We start from the raw sequence: 16,419 nt of genomic DNA, 5'->3' as shown, positions 1-16,419 counted from the left end.
CGGCCACGCCCGCGAGCCAATGCTCAGCGCCCCGGCGCGGGTCCGTTCGCGGCCAGGGGCCGCTCCTACAGGTGGTCGCGCAATCCCATCCGTCGTAGGAGCGGGCCTTGCCCGCGAACCGATGGCCTGGTCTCCTGCGCGGTCCCGTTCGCGGCCAGGGGCCGCTCCTACAGGTGGTCGTGCTAATCCCATCCGCAGCGGCCATGCCCGCGAACGAAGCTTCAATATCCCTCGACGCTGTAGTCCACGTCGAAGTCCCCCTCTTCGATCCGCGACACGCCGGTTTCGAGCTGGCCATCGGCATGCAGGCGCAGCCAGCGGTAGCCGGGCGCGAGCCTGTCCACCTGGAAGTTTTCGCTGCCGACCGCGAACTGCACGCCGGTAGAGGGTGACGCCAGCAGCCGCACACCGTTACGCCAGTCGTCGAACTCCTGGTGAATGTGCCCCCAGAGCAACGCCCTGACACTGGGAAAACGATCGATGACTTCGAACAGCGCCTCGCGATTGTGCAGCCCGATGGCATCCATCCAGCGGCTGCCAATGGTCACCGGATGATGATGCAGGCAGATCAGAAGATGCCTGTCCGGCGCTTCCTGCAAGGCACGCTCGAGCAGCGCAAGCTGTTCGCTGCGAAGCATCCCGAAAACCGATCCGGGCACCAGCGTATCGAGCATCACCACGCGCCAGGCACCGATGTCGAGGATCGGCGCCATCAGCTCGCTGCCCTGCGTCACCTGCTGCATCGCGGCCAGCTCGTCATGGTTGCCGGGACACCAGCGCGCAGGCGCCTGGATAGGCTCGCAGGATGTGCGAAAACGCTCGTATGAGGCGATCGAACCATCCTGGGACAGATCGCCGGTCGCCAGCATCAGGTCCACGCATGGCTGTTCGTCGAGAACCCGCTCGACGACTCGCCGCAAACTCTCGGTCGTGTCCATGCCCAGCAGCCTGCCGCTCGCCTCGGCGAACAGGTGGCTGTCGGTCAGTTGTACGAGCAGTACCGAGTCTTTATCAGCGTTAAGAGGTGCGACAGGCAAGACCCGTCTCCTTTGCCCGGATGACGGAGGAATTATGGTGGCAGGCGAGCACGAGGGTAAACCGTGCGTTACGGGCGTGGGTCACAGATACACCCTTTTGTCCAAACGGCACTCCGTAAAACCACGCCGCGGCAGCCCCTTCACGGGCATGGCCCGTTCCTACAAAAACGGAACACGCAGGACGCCAAAAGCGCTCAAAGCACCGGTTCCAGCTCATGCCCACAGGCCAGGCAGTGTCCGAGCCATTCGCCGAGAAAGAGGTTGAGCTGGCTCTTCTCGTCGGGCTGATGCATCTGCGCATTGGGGTAGTGATAGATGCCGCGAAAGCGCCGCGCATTCTCCGCACTGACGACCTCGGCCATGCGCGCGTCGTGATAGACCCGCACCTCCATCCGGGGCACCGGCAGCCAGGGCAGGCAATGCTCCTGCGTGATACGCAGCGTGCTGGTGTAGGGGCAGTTTTCCACTACCTGCAACACCAGCACGCCCAGCAGCCGATCCCCCTGGCTCATGGCGATACGGCGAATATCGGACTGATGCCGCATGTCGGGCAGCAGTTGCGTCAGCCGCAGGTAATTCGCCTCGCAGGCAGACTGCAATTCCAGCAGATCGACATGATAGCGCTCGCGTTTGGCCCTCATGTCCAGGCCTCCCTGATTTCATCGCGGTTCAAGGCCAGCCATTGCAGGGCGATGATGGTTGCCGCGTTGTCGATGCGACCGTCGCGCAAGGCGGCCAGCGCTGTCTGCAGCGGCCAGACCGCAGCACGAATATCCTCGCCCTCTTCCTCCAGTCCGAACACACCGCCGGCACCGAGGCTGCTGCAGCGCCCGACATACAGATGAATGCGCTCGGTACTGCCGCCCGGCGATGGATAATAGGCCGACACCGGCCACAGCTCGCCGATCTCCAGCCCCGCCTCTTCGACCGCCTCGCGGCGGGCCACTTCCTCGGGCTGCTCCTCCTTGTCGATCAGACCGGCCACGGTTTCCACCAGCCAGGGGTTGTCGCCACGCGCCATCGCACCCATCCGGAACTGTTCGATCAACACCACCTCGTCGCGCTGGGGGTCGTAGGGCAGCACGCACACGGCGTCGTGACGCACGAAAAGCTCGCGCTCGATCTCTGCGCCCATGCCGCCACGGAACAATCGATGACGCAGCCGAAAGCGATCCAGGCTGTAAAAGCCGCTGAAACAGCGATCGCGCTGGATAATTTCCACGTCAGCGGGTCCGGCTTTGAAAATCTCGGTCATTGCACACTCACATAATCGGTTATTCCGCGACGCGCGGCGCCGCCGGAAAGACATCAACCGTCACTGCGTGAGCGGTCTTTGAAGGTTATCCTAACGCGCCACATGCTCGAACGCAGCCCATTACGAACGTCAGCATCACAGTGAAAATACTGGCAGCCGCTTGCAGAACTTCACAGACTGCCCACACTCGAAACCGCAGCGCAGGACCATAGGAAACCGGATGAATCCCGTTAACAGGCCGTTGAAAAAGGTTATGCCTTTTCGAAATATTCTCACCCTGACCATCACCGCCCTGCTGCTGAGCGCCTGCCAGCACTTCGGGGGGGAGCCGACGATCGAAATTCGGCAGATCCTCAGTGAGCAACGCCCCGCCGGCTGTCCCGAGCAGGACGAGAGCTGCCCGCTGGTCAATATCGACACCGAACATTTCGTCGACGAGCCGGCGCTCAATGCGCTGATCGACGAACGGCTGCGGCGCATGACGATGTTCGGCCCCGAGAGCGAAATGCCGGCGACGCTTGAAGGTTACCAGGAGGCATTCCTGCGTGACGCCGAACCCCACTGGAGCAGCTATCTGCAAGCCAAGCTGCGCGAACGGCACGGCAATATCCTGGTGATCGAGCTGTCCAGCTACCTGTTCACTGGCGGGGCACATGGCATGCCCGGTCGCGGTTTCATCAACTACGACCGCGAGCTGAATCGCGAATTGCGCCTCGAAGACATCCTGCTACCCGGCCAGGCCGGCAATTTCTGGCGTGCCGCCCGCCAGGCGCACCAGCGCTGGCTGGTGGAGAACGAACACGACCAGGACGCCGAATTCATCGAATTCTGGCCCTTTCAGCAGACCGCCCACATCGCCCTGCTCAAGGACAGCGTGCTGCTCAAGTATGACGTCTACAGCATCGCGCCCTACTCCAGCGGCCACCCCGAGCTGAGCATTCCGCATGATCAGCTCGAAGGCATCGTCAGGCCGGAGTATTTGTAGGAGCGAGCCATGCTCGCGAAAAAGCCCCTGCCCCAACATGGAACCCTTTCGCGCGCATGGCCTGCTCCCACAGAAGCCGACGAGCCGCAAACCCCGTAGGAGCGCCTGCTACACCTGCCGGTAAATCACCGACCCTTCATCCTTGAAGCGCCCTGCCTGTTCGGCAAAGCCGGCCTCGATGGCCTTCTGCTCGTCGGTCAGGCCGTTCTCGGCGGCGTACTCGCGGACTTCCTGGGTGATCTTCATCGAGCAGAACTTCGGCCCGCACATGGAGCAGAAGTGCGCGACCTTGGCCGAATCCTTGGGCAGGGTCTCGTCGTGGAAGCTGCGTGCGGTATCCGGGTCCAGGCCCAGGTTGAACTGGTCTTCCCAGCGGAATTCGAAGCGCGCCTTGGACAGGGCATTGTCGCGAATCTGCGCGCCCGGATGACCTTTTGCCAGGTCGGCGGCATGCGCGGCGATCTTGTAGGTGATGATGCCGGTCTTGACGTCATCCTTGTTCGGCAGGCCCAGGTGCTCCTTGGGCGTGACGTAGCAGAGCATGGCGCAGCCGAACCAGCCGATCATCGCCGCACCGATGCCGCTGGTGATGTGGTCGTAGCCCGGCGCGATGTCAGTGGTCAGCGGGCCGAGGGTGTAGAACGGCGCCTCGTCGCAGCATTCCAGCTGCTTGTCCATGTTCTCCTTGATCAGGTGCATGGGCACGTGACCGGGACCTTCGATCATGCACTGCACGTCGTGCTTCCAGGCAATCTTGGTCAGCTCGCCGAGGGTTTCCAGCTCGCCGAACTGCGCGGCATCGTTAGCGTCGGCGATGGAGCCCGGACGCAGGCCGTCGCCCAGCGAGAAGCTGACGTCGTAGGCCTTCATGATTTCGCAGATGTCTTCGAAGTGGGTGTAGAGGAAGTTTTCCTTGTGATGCGCCAGGCACCACTTGGCCATGATCGAGCCACCGCGCGAAACGATGCCGGTCACGCGCTTGGCCGTCAGCGGCACGTAGCGCAGCAGCACGCCGGCATGGATGGTGAAGTAGTCGACGCCCTGCTCGGCCTGCTCGATCAGGGTGTCGCGGAACAGCTCCCAGGTCAGGTCCTCGGCGATGCCATTGACCTTCTCCAGCGCCTGGTAGATCGGCACCGTGCCGATCGGCACCGGCGAGTTGCGGATGATCCACTCGCGGGTTTCGTGGATGTGCTTGCCGGTGGACAGGTCCATCACCGTGTCCGAGCCCCAGCGGATGCCCCAGGTCAGCTTGGCGACTTCTTCCTCGATGGAGGAACCCAGCGCCGAGTTGCCGATATTGCCGTTGATCTTCACCAGGAAGTTGCGGCCGATGATCATCGGCTCCAGCTCGGTGTGGTTGATGTTGGCGGGGATGATGGCGCGACCGCGGGCCACTTCGTCACGGACGAATTCGGGGGTGATTTCCTTGGGGATGCTGGCGCCGAAGCTCTGACCCGCGTGCTGCTGATCCAGCAGGCCGGCAGCGCGGTGTTCCTGCAACTTCATGTTCTCGCGGATGGCGATGAACTCCATCTCGGGCGTGATGATGCCCTGACGCGCATAGTGCATCTGGCTGACGTTCCTGCCCGGCTTGGCGCGGCGCGGATTGCGCACGTGGGCGAAGCGCATGGCGGTCAGTTCGGCATCGTCCAGGCGGCGCTGGCCGAATTCGGAACTCAGCCCCGGCAATTTCTCGGTATCGTCGCGATCCTCGATCCAGGCGCTGCGCACATCGGCCAGGCCCTTGCGCACGTCGATCTGCACATTGGGGTCGGTGTAGGGGCCGGACGTATCGTAGACCAGCACCGGCGCATTGATTTCGCCACCGAAGGCGGTGGGCGTGACGTCGAGACTGATCTCGCGCATCGGCACGCGGATGTCCGGGCGCGAGCCCTGCACGTAGATTTTCTGCGAACGCGGGAAAGGCTGGATCGACTGCTGGTCGACTTGGGCCGATTCACTGAGATGTTGTTGTTCTGCACGCATCAGACTGGCTCCTCGATAGTTGTCGGAGCGAACCTGAAAAACACGGCGGGATAAGGGCATCGGGGTGCGCCGGGATTGGCGCCGAGAGACTCGCAGGAGAAACTGGCGAGCACATCTTGTTCCCTACGCAGGCCTTAACCTGATCAGGTTCAACGGGATCCGGAACTTTCCGATCTCAGCCTTCGATTCAAGGCACCCCGACAAGAACGCGATCGAGTCTAATCAAGAGTGCCGGGGAAAGCCAGCTACTGAGTCGTATCCCACGGACACTGTCCCCACACAGGAGCGGGCCACGCCCGCGAACCGAATACCCGACCATCGGCGCGGTCCCGTTCGCGGCCAGGGGCCGTTCCTACAGAATCTGCGAACCCGTAGGAGCGGGCCACGCCCGCGAACCAATACCCCGACCATCAGCACGGCCCCGTTCGCGGCCAGGGGCCGCTCCTACAGAATCTGCAAACCCGTAGGAGCGGGCCATGCCCGCGAACCAATGCCCAACCATCGGCACGAGCCCGTTCGCGGCCAGGGGCCGCTCCTACAGAATCTGCGAACCCGTAGGAGCGGGCCATGCCCGCGAACCAATGCCCAACCATCGGCACGATCCCATTCGCGGCCAAGGGCCGCTCCTACAGAATCTGCCCGCGAACCGACACTACCTGCCGATCAATTAAGCGGCGGGTGGTACAGCCAGTCGACGATTTCCTCACGAGGCGAATAACCATCGACGGTGGCACGCAGAATCACCCTGACCTGCTCGAAATCATCGTTGCCCAACGCCTGTAGCAAGCGCTCCAGCACATCACGCAATTCGCCCCAGGACAGGTAGGCCTCATCGGCGGACATGATCATCGGGTGCTCTGTCGGCGTCACGTCATCGCCGATCAGCAGTTCTTCGTAGAGCTTTTCGCCGGGCCGCAGGCCCGTGAACTGAATGGCGATATCGCCATTGGGATTGTCTTCGTCGCGAACCGACAGCCCAGACAGATGAATCATCTTCTCTGCCAACTCGGCGATTCGCACCGGCGCCCCCATATCCAGCACGAAAACATCGCCCCCCAAACCCATGGAGCCCGCCTGCAACACCAGCTGTGCAGCCTCGGGAATCGTCATGAAGTAACGGGTGATCTTCGGATGGGTGACCGTCACCGGCCCACCCCGGCGAATCTGCTCGCGAAACAGCGGAATCACCGAACCGGACGAACCCAGCACGTTACCGAACCTGACCATGGTGAAACGGGTACGATTGACCTGATTGATACTCGCCGGCTCGCCGAACAGCACCGGAGCGGCTTCACGGCTGAGCGCCTGCAACGCCATTTCCGCGAGCCGCTTGGTGCTGCCCATGACATTGGTCGGGCGCACCGCCTTGTCCGTCGAGATCAGCACGAAATGCGCCACACCAGCCTGGATCGCGGCCTGGGCGCAATTGAGCGTACCCATGACGTTGTTCATCACCCCTTCGGCAATATTGTGCTCGACCATGGGCACATGCTTGTAGGCCGCCGCGTGATACACGGTCGTCACGCCCCAGGCGCGCATTATGCTCAGCAGACGCTGCGGGTTGCCGATAGAGCCGAGGATCGGAATCAGCTCCACTTCCAGCGCCTGCTCCCTGACCTGCTGCTCCAGCTCACGATGAATGCGGTACAGGTTGTATTCGGCATGATCGAACAGAATCAGGGCTTTCGGAGCCAGCAACAGAATCTGCCGGCTAAGCTCGGTGCCAATCGAGCCGCCGGCACCCGTGACCAGCACCACATTGCCGCGAATGCACCTGGCCAGCAGAGCCTCATCCGGCTCAACGCTGTCGCGCCCCAGAAGATCGGCAATATCCACTTCCTGAAGGTCTTCGACCCGGACCCGTCCACTGGCCAGGTCCATGAACCCCGGTACCGAGCGTACATGCAGGGGATGGCGCTCCAGATTCGCCAGGATCTCGCGCCGCCGCGCCCGACTGGCGGACGGAATGGCCAGCAGAATCTCGCTGGCGCCACTCTCGGCGACCATCTGGCCGATATGCTTGGGCTTGTACACCTTGAGCCCGGCAATGACCCGGTTGGCGATATCGCTGTCATCATCGATAAAGGCCACCGGACGCATCGCACGCCCCATTCTCAGCGCGGCTGCCAACTGGTTGCCGGCAGCGCCCGCGCCATAAATGGCGACACGTGGCAGGCCGTTATCCTGGCCGAACGGAGCGCTCAGCATCCCGCGATACCAATCGCCCAGCACATACTGACGCAACATCAGGCGCAGCCCGCCGAGCAGCATCAGGCTGATCCACCAGTAATTGAACACCAGAGAACGCGGCACCAACCCCGGCGCATCACGATGCCAATAGATTGCCAGGGCCAGCAGCAGTGACGACAGCGTAACCGCCTTGGCAATGGCAATCAGCGCATCGTTGCCCAGGTAGCGCATCACAGCCCGGTACATGCCGATGCGAATGAACAGCGGGATGGCCAGCAACGGCGCGAGCAGGAACAGCCAGGCGTGCTCGCCAAAGGGGTCCACGACTTCATAGGAGCCCAGACGCGCCACGAACGCCAGCCACAGAGACACCCACACCAGAACGACATCGGCCAAGACCTGCAGCAGGCGCTTGTACCGCCGGGGCAGGCCTAACAGGCGATCACGCAACATTCATTTCATTCCCATCCGACAAAGCCATTCATTCCAAACCGGCTTGTTCGCGGGCATGGCCCGCTCCTACAGGTGTGGCACACATCACGGCTCCGTAGGAGCGGGCCATGCCCGCGAACCGCCACCACACCGCGCAATCATGTACTCGCTTCAGCCGCACCTGCGTGAAACCGGATGCAGAGGCACAACAACGGCAAATAGGCGATCACCAAGGCTGTTGCACCCTCGACTCCGCCTGAGGCTACCCACGCCGCCCAGGGCAAAAGCCAACCCACGTTGATCAACCCCACCGCAACCGTCACCGGCACATGGCGGCCTAAGCGCCGCGCAGCAGCCTGATAAGCATGGCTGCGATGGGCCTGATACACGGCCTCGCCCCGCAAAAGACGACGCAATAAAGTGAAAGTTGCATCGACGATAAAGACGCCCAGCAGAATCAGCCAACTCCAGAGCAATTGTGGCACGACCCAGGCGGCGCCAAGGGCCAATATGCCCAGGACGATACCGAGGAAACCGCTTCCCGCATCGCCCATGAATATGCGCGCCCGGGGGAAATTCCAGCAGCAGAAACCCGCCACGGCCGCAGCCAGCAACAACTCGACATCACCCTGGCGCGCTCCGTCCGACGACGCGGCAAGCCCATAACAGACCAGCACGCCCAGGCATACGCTGATCGCCTCGACGCTGGCGAGGCCGTCGATGCCATCCATGAAATTGTACAGATTGAGCATCCACACCAGAAACAGCAGCCCCAGCAGGTTGCCCAGCCAGCCCGGTTCCAGCGTCATGCCGAACAACGTCAGCGCCGGCAGCCCGCCCAGCCAGAACATGGCCCACATCGCCGCAACGAAATGCCCCAGCAGACGCCAGCGTGCGGCGATATGGCCATGGTCATCGGCAAACCCCAGCAGCGCGACAGCCAGCCCCGCGCCGAACAAGGCCCAGACCAAAGAGGCATTCACCGCCTCGTACAGCCACAGCACCGGCAACAGTCCCACCACCACCGCGACAATGGCCACGCCCCCGCCTCTGGGCGTAGGAACGACGTGCGAACTTCGCCCATTGGGCACATCCAGCAGCTGTCGACGCAGCGCATACCGGCGCAGCACAGCGGTGAGCCCGAAGGCGGCAACGAAGGCCGCCACGATCAGCCAGAGCATCATGCTTGCCGCCGTTGCAGGTAATCGAGCGCCGTCCGGCGCAACGCATCATCCACCCTCACCGGCGGCGACCAGCCCAGCAGCTCACGGGTTCGCTCGATATCCACCTGCAGCGAATCGCACAGCCGCGCATGAATCGCCTCACGTCGCAACAGCCGCGCGGCCAGGCCGATCCAGTGACCAGGCACCGGCAGCAACCGTGCAGGCCGACCGAGCGCCATGCCCAGACGGCGCAGCAGCTCACTGGTGGACATATCCTCGCCATCGCTCACCAGCAGCGTCTGGTTGGCCGCAGCCGGGTGATCGAGGCAGGTATCGATCAGATCGACCAGATTATCCAGCGCCACCAGACTGCGCCGGTTATCCAGCGCACCCAACGGCAGAGGTATACCCGCCGCAAGCCAGCGCATCATGCTGCGAAAATTCGCCCCCACGCCCGGCCCGTATACCAGCGGCGTGCGGATGATCACCACTTCAAGGCCCGCCTGTTCGGCAATCTCGCGCAAACCGGCTTCGGCTTCATGCTTGGACAGCGCATAAGCGCCGCATGGCTGCGGCGTATCGAACGCAGTGAAGGGGTAGCCCGGCTGTGTCGTTTCACCGTTGACCTTAATCGAACTGATGAAAATGAACCGCCGCGCACCGAGCTCGACAGCGCTACGCGCCAGATCGAGCGTCATCTCCACATTGACCCGGCGAAATTCAGCCAGCGGGTCAGGCACCTCGTCATTCATCACATGAACGCGCGCCGCGCAATGCACGACCGTATGCAACCCTTCCACCTCGGCACCCGCCGCAAACATACGGTTGTGTGAAAGCGGCACAGGCACGACCCCTGCAGGCAGCACGGCATCGGCACGCCGCGTCCAGGCCAACACCCGCAGCTCGGCACGGGTAACCAGACGCGCAAGTACCGCACGCCCAACGAAGCCCGTACCACCGGTCACCAGAACTTTCCTGCTCGAACTCACCCAGCTCTCCGAAATCCCCAGGGATGCATGACAGCCCCGACAAGGATGCGGATTTTACGCACAGCCAGCCGCGCGTGCTGTGTTTCAGATGGAAATATCGACGGGGTTGCCGATTTACGGCATCCGCGAATGCGCAATACGCCGTCCCCGGATACATGCGCCATCCGCAGGAGCGACCCCTGGCCGCGAACGGAGCCGCGCCGATGGTCGGACACAGGTTCGAGGGCGTGGCTCGCTCCTACACGCGGGGTGCATGCAACATCTGTAGGAGCGGCCCCTGGCCGCGAACGGAGCCGCACCGATGGCCTGGTACAGGTTCGCGGGCGTGGCCCGCTCCTACGCGCGGGGTGCATACAACATCTGCAGGAGCGGCCCCTGGCCGCGAACGGAGCCGCGCCGATGATTGGACATTGGTTCGCGGGAATGGCCCGCTCCTACGCACGGGGTGCATGCAGCATCTGTAGGAGCGGCCCCTGGCCGCGAACGGAGCCGCACCGATGGCCTGGTACAGGTTCGCGGGCGTGGCCCGCTCCTACGCGCGGGGTGCATGCAACATCTGTAGGAGCGGCCCTTGGCCGCGAACGGAACCGCGCCGATGGCCTGGTACAGGTTCGCGGGCGTGGCCCGCTCCTACGCGCGGGGTGCATGCAACATCTGTAGGAGCGGCCCTTGGCCGCGAACGGAACCGCGCCGATGGTCGGACACAGGTTCGCGGGCGTGGCCCGCTCCTACGCGCGGGGGTGCATGCAACATCTGTAGGAGCGGCCCCTGGCCGCGAACGGAGCCGCACAGATGGTCGGGCCATAGTGCCGCGCCTACGTAGAATCGAGACTTACCCTTGGCGGCGCATATATTCCGCAAAGAGGGGGACGGTAAAATTCAGATAGCCGTGATCTGTACTGTAGATCATCCCCTTGGAAATAATATTGGCCCGAGTTGGCCCAAGCGACGACTGGGTTCGTCCCATCGCCTTGGCGATATCAGCCATGGCATAGGGTCCATCACCCAGCTCCGACATCGTCCTCACGAAATGAACTTCTGATTTGGTCAGCCGATCAATACGAACCCTGAAAAAACCCGAATCAAGCAAAGCCAGCGTCTCGGTATAGGATTGGCTCACGTCATCGATGGTGATTTCTGGCCCTTCAGCATTGTTCCAGGCCGTAGACCCCCACTCCTGAAGGAAGAAGGGATAACCACGTGTACGGTCAACGATGATATCGAGCGCCGCCGGATCGATTGAAGCCTCTTCATCCATTATCGGCTTTTTGACAGCTTGACTAGCCGATGGCTGATCGAGCGCTCCGGATACAGGAAAAGCCGCTCGGCATAAGACTTTGCTTCGCCCGCGAGCCGGGCAACTTGCGGAAGACCAGCCCCAACGAGAAGTACCGGAAGACCTTCTTGCGACATGTGATGAATGGCAACAATCAATGCCGAGAGATCCGCCTCGGAAAGGTACTGCACTTCATCTATAAGAAGAATCCACCCTTTACCTGCGGCTTGTGCTGCCCGACCAATTACTTCAAAAAGGTCCGGTAGATCGTATTGCAGGTCTCCGCTATCAGCGAGACCGGGCTCAGGCTCAACCCCTACCTCGACACCGCAATGTCGATCTTGAAGATCGAGGCAAAACCGCGAAGCCCTTGCAGTCCACGGCTGGCGATTTGCTTGGCAGCCTCCACACCCGAGAGCGAGCGCATGACCTTGCGCATTTCGGGATAAAGAAGACGTGCAAGGCTTTCACGTTCCGGAGATTCCACCTTGGAAACCAGGAGACCCTCTTCCTGTGCGATTTTCCCTATTTCATTCAGCAGAACCGTCTTGCCGGTACCCCTCAATCCCAGAAGCATGATTGATCGGGCGCTTCGTCCTTTAATGGCGCGGCCACATGAAATTCTCGCAGCCTCAAGAATTGCATCGCGCCCCGCAAGCTCAGGCGGTCGACTTCCGGCACCAGGTGCAAAGGGATTGCGATAAGGGTCCATATTCAAGCCTCCACTGATCTATAGCGCAATATATGCGTATATAGTGGTTTTCGCTATATTTCACTATATTCCGCCATTCATGTGCATGAGCGACAAAGCGAGACCGTAGGATGCATGCAACATCTGTCGCGGCCCCTGGGGCCGCGAACGGAACCGCACCGATGGTCGGACATTGGTTCGCGGGCGTGGCCCGCTCCTACACGCGGGGTGCATGCAACATCTGCAGGAGCGGCCCCTGGCCGCGAACGGAACCGCGCCGATGACTGGGCACAGGTTCGCGGGCATGGCCCGCGCCTACGCACGGGGTGCATGCAACATCTGTAGGAGCGGCCCCTGGCCGCGAACGGAGCCGCACCGATGACTGGGCACAGGTTCGCGGGCGTGGCCCGCTCCTACACGCGGGGTGCATGCAACATCTGTAGGAGCGGCCCCTGGCCGCGAACGGAACCGCGCCGATGGCCTGGGCACAGGTTCGCGGGCGTGGCCCGCTCCTATGCGCGGAGTGTATGCGACATCTGTAGGAGCGGCCCCTGGCCGCGAACCGAACCGCGCCGATGGCCTGGACACAAGCTCGCGGGCGTGGCCCGCTCCTACACGCGGAGTGCATGCAACATCTGTAGGAGCGGCCCCTGGCCGCGAACGGAACCGCGCCGATGGCCTGGACACAAGCTCGCGTGCGTGGCCCGCTCCTACGGGATTAGCGGCATCCGTAATGAACGGGGCCTCAGGCCATGCGGGCTTCTTTCAGCTGATTGAAATTCCATTCGAGCGCCGCCAGCGCCTCGATCAGATCCAGATGAGCCTGCTCATTGACCAGCATTCCGTGCCGTACCGTCAGAATTCGACCTTCGACGGCAAGCCTGACGGGATCGCGCCCCACCAGCGAACCACCGGCAGCCAGCAGGCTATCGATATGCTCGCGTAGCGCATGATACTGGCGCCGATCCTCTGAAGCCGACATGGCAACCCCCCAAAAAAGAAGGCGATTTTGGCGGGAATCAGAATCGTTGTACAGCAAAAAGTGATGGCAATATGCCAACAACAAGACGTAACAGATCCAGCAGCCGCCTGTAAATCTGTAGGAGCGGCCCATGGCCGCGAATGAAACTGCACCGATGGTCGGGCACAGGTTCGCGGGCAGGGCCGGCTCCTACGGGCGGCTATCTTCAACTACGTCCGTAACGATCCTCGAAACGCACGATATCGTCCTCGCCCAGATAGGCGCCCGACTGCACCTCAATCAGCTCCAGCGGCATCTTGCCGGGGTTGGAGAGCGAGTGCTTGACCCCCAGCGGAATATAGGTGGACTGGTTTTCCGTAAGGACCATCTCCTTGTCGCCACAGATCACCTTGGCCGTGCCCGATACCACGATCCAGTGCTCGGCCCGGTGGTAGTGCATCTGCAATGACAGGCATTCACCCGGCAACACGGTGATGCGCTTGACCTGATAGCGTTCGCCGCGATCCACCGTGTCGTAATGGCCCCAGGGGCGGCTTACCAACGGATGGCTGACGAACTCCTCACGCTGCTCGGCCTGCAACTGCTGAACCACCTGCTTGACCTGCTGACACTGGTCGCGATGGGCCACCAGCACGGCATCCTTGGTTTCGACGACCACCAGATCCTCGACGCCCACGGTCGCCACCAGCCGATGATGCGACTGCACCAGCGTGTTGCGCGTATCGAACGACAGCACATCGCCCTGCAGGCCATTGCCATCGGCATCGCGCTCGCTGACATCCCAGATCGCCGCCCAACTGCCCAGATCGTTCCAGCCGGCATCCAGCGGCACCACCACACCGGCATTGGTGTGCTCCATCACCGCATAGTCCACCGACTCGTCATCGCAACGGGCGAACTGCTCGGACGGAATATGCAGGAAGTGACTGTCTTCTTCCGCCCCGGCGAGCGCGTCGCGGCAGGCAGCGAGGATGTCGGGGCGAAAGCGCTCCAGCTCCGCCAGAAAGCGCGAAGCGCGGAACATGAACATGCCGCTGTTCCAGAGATAATTGCCCGCAGCCAGATACTCCTGGGCGCGCTCGACCGAGGGTTTTTCCTTGAACCCGGCAATGGCAAAGCCCCCGGTTCCCAGCGTATCGCCGCACTGTATATAGCCGAACCCGGTTTCCGCCTGGGTCGGGGTGATGCCGAAGGTCACCAGACGTCCGTCGCGGGCCTGAGCCTCGGCGACCCGTATCGCTTCGCGGAACGCATCTTCATCACGGATGTAATGATCAGCCGCCAGCACCAGCAGCACTGGATCATCGCCCTCGCGACTGGCATCCAGCGCCGCCAGCGCAATGGCCGGAGCGGTATTGCGCGCCATGGGTTCGAGGATGATGCGCCGGCTCGCGCGCTTGGCCAGACGCAACTGCTCGGCTACGACGAAACGATGCTGTTCATTGCTCACCACCAGCGGTGATGCGTGTTCCAACCCGTCCAGCCTGGCCAGCGTACGCTGGAACATGGTCCCTTTCGCCTGGCCGTCGAGCTCCAGAAACTGCTTGGGGAAACGCTGGCGCGACAACGGCCAGAGGCGCGAGCCGCTACCGCCGGCGAGGATTACGGGCGTAAACATAAAAACTCCGAGAAGCCATCAATGGCAAAGCTCGTCATTATCGAATCGACCCCGCGATGATGCAACGTTGCCTGTTTGCTTTGTAGGAACGGGCCCTGCCCGTGAATGATACGCACCAGGGTGTGGGCTTTATTCGCGGGCATGGCCCGCTCCTACGCGCGGGGTGCAACATTCGCGGGATCAACACCTGCAGGGGCGGCCCCTGGCCGCGAACGGAACCGCGCCAATGAACGGGTATGGGTTCGCGGGCACGGCCCGCTCCTACGAGGTGTGTTGCAGGTCACCTCCGGCTCGCATGCCCCCTGCACGCTCTGTAAACTAGCCGCCCGCGTTCGAGGGCCAGAGAGAAGATCATGCACCGCACGTTAATTACAGGCGCCAACGGTTTCGTTGGACGGCAGCTCTGCAGAACGCTCCAGCACTCCGGGCAGCATGTCATTGCCGTATCGTCGCAGGCGGACCAGCCCGTCCCCTTTGCCAGCGAAACGCTCAGTTGTGACATTCGCGACGCCGAAAGCGTTGCGCAGATCATCCGTGACACCTCTCCGACTCGAATCGTGCATCTGGCGGCGATCACGCATATTCCGAAGAGTTTCGAGGCTCCACAACTCACCTGGCAAACCAACGTGATGGGCAGCATCAACGTACTGGAAGCCATGCGCAAATTCGCGCCGGAGTGCTTCATTCTGTTCGTCAGCTCAGCAGACGTTTACGGCGCAGCTTTCAAGCAGAACATCCCGCTCGACGAGGATGTTCCCTGCCTGCCGCAGAACCCCTATGCCGCAAGCAAGCTCGCCGCCGAGACGGCGTTCAACGAGTATTTCCGCCGTGGAACACGTGGAGTGGTGGCACGACCGTTCAACCATATCGGCGCGCAACAATCGCCTGACTTCGTGACGGCCTCGTTCGCTCGCCAGATCGCCCTGATCGAGGCAGGCAAGCAGGAGCCGGTGCTGAAAGTCGGCGACCTGCAAGCCAGCCGCGACTTTCTCGATGTGGCTGACGTCTGCCGGGCATACGAACTGCTGCTGGCACGTGCCGACAGCGCCGGCGAGCATCAGCGCTGCTTCAATATCTCTTCGGGTCAAACCCACCAGATCGCCCAGGTGCTGGAGATGATGCTGCAAATGAGCAGCGCCACGATCAGGATCGAACAGGACCCGGCGCGGATGCGCCCCTCGGACATCCCATACGCGGCTGGGGATAGCCAGCGCCTGCGCCAGGCCCTTGGCTGGAAGCCCTCTATAGGATTACCGGAAACCCTGAAGGAGCTGCTCGACTACTGGCGAGCCGAGACAGCCGCAGGCCGATGACGCCTACAAATGTTGTGGTGCATCCCATGCAATGTAGGAGCAGGCCATGCCCGCGAACCCATGCCCAACTCCGCGTGGTTTCATTCGCGGCCAGGGGCCGCTCCTACAGCGGTGCAATGCCCCAACCCCGTAGGAGCGGGCCATGCCCGCGAACCCATGCCCAACTCCGCGTGGTTTCATTCGCGGCCAGGGGTCGCTCCTACAGCGGTGCCATGCCCAAACCCCGTAGGAGCGGGCCATGCCCGCGACCCCATGCCCAACTCCGCGTGGTTTCATTCGCGGCCAGGGGCCGCTCCTACAGCGGTGCCATGCCCCAACCCCGTAGGAGCGGGCCATGCCCGCGAACCCATGCCCAACTCCGCGTGGTTTCATTCGCGGCCAGGGGCCGCTCCTACAGCGGTGCAATGCCCCAACCCCGTAGGAACGGGCCATGCCCGCGAACCAGGCCCAGCACCTGCGTGGTTTCATTCGCGGCCAGGGGCCGCTCCTACAGCGGTGC

General features: G+C 62.4%; 13 protein-coding genes and 1 riboswitch. Of the genes, 2 read left to right on the top strand and 11 right to left on the bottom strand.

Features of this window, described 5'->3' with window-relative positions; all coding sequences use genetic code 11:
- Positions 1–221 precede the first annotated feature (221 nt).
- The 3 genes from cpdA to G7020_RS22670 form a co-directional block, all read right to left on the bottom strand.
- Positions 222–1,037, bottom strand: a complete 816-nt coding sequence (gene cpdA / locus G7020_RS22680; RefSeq protein WP_181087128.1) for a 3',5'-cyclic-AMP phosphodiesterase — start codon at positions 1,035–1,037, stop codon at positions 222–224.
- Between the two features lie 194 nt (positions 1,038–1,231).
- Entirely contained in the window at positions 1,232–1,678 is a 447-nt protein-coding gene (locus tag G7020_RS22675; RefSeq protein WP_181087127.1) for a DUF1249 domain-containing protein, read from the bottom strand.
- Entirely contained in the window at positions 1,675–2,292 is a 618-nt protein-coding gene (locus G7020_RS22670) for an NUDIX domain-containing protein (RefSeq protein ID WP_181087126.1), read from the bottom strand. Before G7020_RS22670 ends, G7020_RS22675 begins: the two co-directional genes overlap by 4 nt.
- A 253-nt stretch (positions 2,293–2,545) precedes the next feature.
- Here G7020_RS22670 and G7020_RS22665 point away from each other — a divergent pair, with 253 nt between their 5' ends.
- Positions 2,546–3,277, top strand: a complete 732-nt coding sequence (locus tag G7020_RS22665) for a DUF3298 and DUF4163 domain-containing protein (protein ID WP_181087125.1) — start codon at positions 2,546–2,548, stop codon at positions 3,275–3,277.
- A gap of 108 nt (positions 3,278–3,385) precedes the next feature.
- Here the strand turns inward: G7020_RS22665 and thiC are convergent, their stop codons facing one another.
- The 8 genes from thiC to G7020_RS22630 form a co-directional block, all read right to left on the bottom strand.
- Positions 3,386–5,266, bottom strand: coding sequence for a phosphomethylpyrimidine synthase ThiC (thiC, locus tag G7020_RS22660; RefSeq protein WP_258189462.1), 1,881 nt, complete (start codon positions 5,264–5,266; stop codon positions 3,386–3,388).
- Positions 5,267–5,369: 103 nt separating this feature from the next.
- A riboswitch (TPP riboswitch) is annotated at positions 5,370–5,476 on the bottom strand.
- 453 nt (positions 5,477–5,929) lie between these two features.
- Positions 5,930–7,909, bottom strand: a complete 1,980-nt coding sequence (locus G7020_RS22655; protein ID WP_181087124.1) for a polysaccharide biosynthesis protein — start codon at positions 7,907–7,909, stop codon at positions 5,930–5,932.
- Positions 7,910–8,046: 137 nt separating this feature from the next.
- Positions 8,047–9,069 carry an MraY family glycosyltransferase gene (locus G7020_RS22650; RefSeq protein WP_181087129.1) on the bottom strand — a complete coding sequence of 341 codons (1,023 nt, stop codon included), beginning with the start codon at positions 9,067–9,069 and terminating at the stop codon, positions 8,047–8,049.
- The gene (locus G7020_RS22645) at positions 9,069–10,016 is read right to left on the bottom strand and encodes an NAD-dependent epimerase/dehydratase family protein (RefSeq protein ID WP_336509743.1); all 948 of its coding nucleotides are present in this window, start codon (positions 10,014–10,016) and stop codon (positions 9,069–9,071) included. The genes G7020_RS22650 and G7020_RS22645 overlap by 1 nt, the downstream gene beginning before the upstream one ends.
- A gap of 856 nt (positions 10,017–10,872) precedes the next feature.
- Complete coding sequence (locus G7020_RS24225; protein ID WP_258189461.1) at positions 10,873–11,298, bottom strand: hypothetical protein; 426 nt, start codon at positions 11,296–11,298, stop codon at positions 10,873–10,875.
- Positions 11,299–11,632: 334 nt separating this feature from the next.
- Positions 11,633–12,028, bottom strand: a complete 396-nt coding sequence (locus G7020_RS24220) for a hypothetical protein (protein ID WP_258189460.1) — start codon at positions 12,026–12,028, stop codon at positions 11,633–11,635.
- 724 nt (positions 12,029–12,752) lie between these two features.
- The gene (locus G7020_RS24405; protein ID WP_376778332.1) at positions 12,753–13,073 is read right to left on the bottom strand and encodes a hypothetical protein; all 321 of its coding nucleotides are present in this window, start codon (positions 13,071–13,073) and stop codon (positions 12,753–12,755) included.
- A gap of 121 nt (positions 13,074–13,194) precedes the next feature.
- On the bottom strand, positions 13,195–14,607 hold the full coding sequence (locus G7020_RS22630; RefSeq protein ID WP_181087122.1) for a mannose-1-phosphate guanylyltransferase/mannose-6-phosphate isomerase: 1,413 nt from the start codon (positions 14,605–14,607) through the stop codon (positions 13,195–13,197).
- A gap of 353 nt (positions 14,608–14,960) precedes the next feature.
- On the opposite strand from G7020_RS22630, the gene G7020_RS22620 reads away from it, so the two are divergent.
- On the top strand, positions 14,961–15,920 hold the full coding sequence (locus tag G7020_RS22620; RefSeq protein WP_181087120.1) for a GDP-mannose 4,6-dehydratase: 960 nt from the start codon (positions 14,961–14,963) through the stop codon (positions 15,918–15,920).
- Positions 15,921–16,419 lie beyond the last annotated feature (499 nt).

This window comes from Stutzerimonas stutzeri, assembly GCF_013522825.1.
Taxonomy (GTDB): Bacteria; Pseudomonadota; Gammaproteobacteria; order Pseudomonadales; family Pseudomonadaceae; genus Stutzerimonas; species Stutzerimonas stutzeri_AK.
Note: the sequence above shows the minus strand (reverse complement) of the source record. Positions and strands in the feature narration are given on the sequence as shown.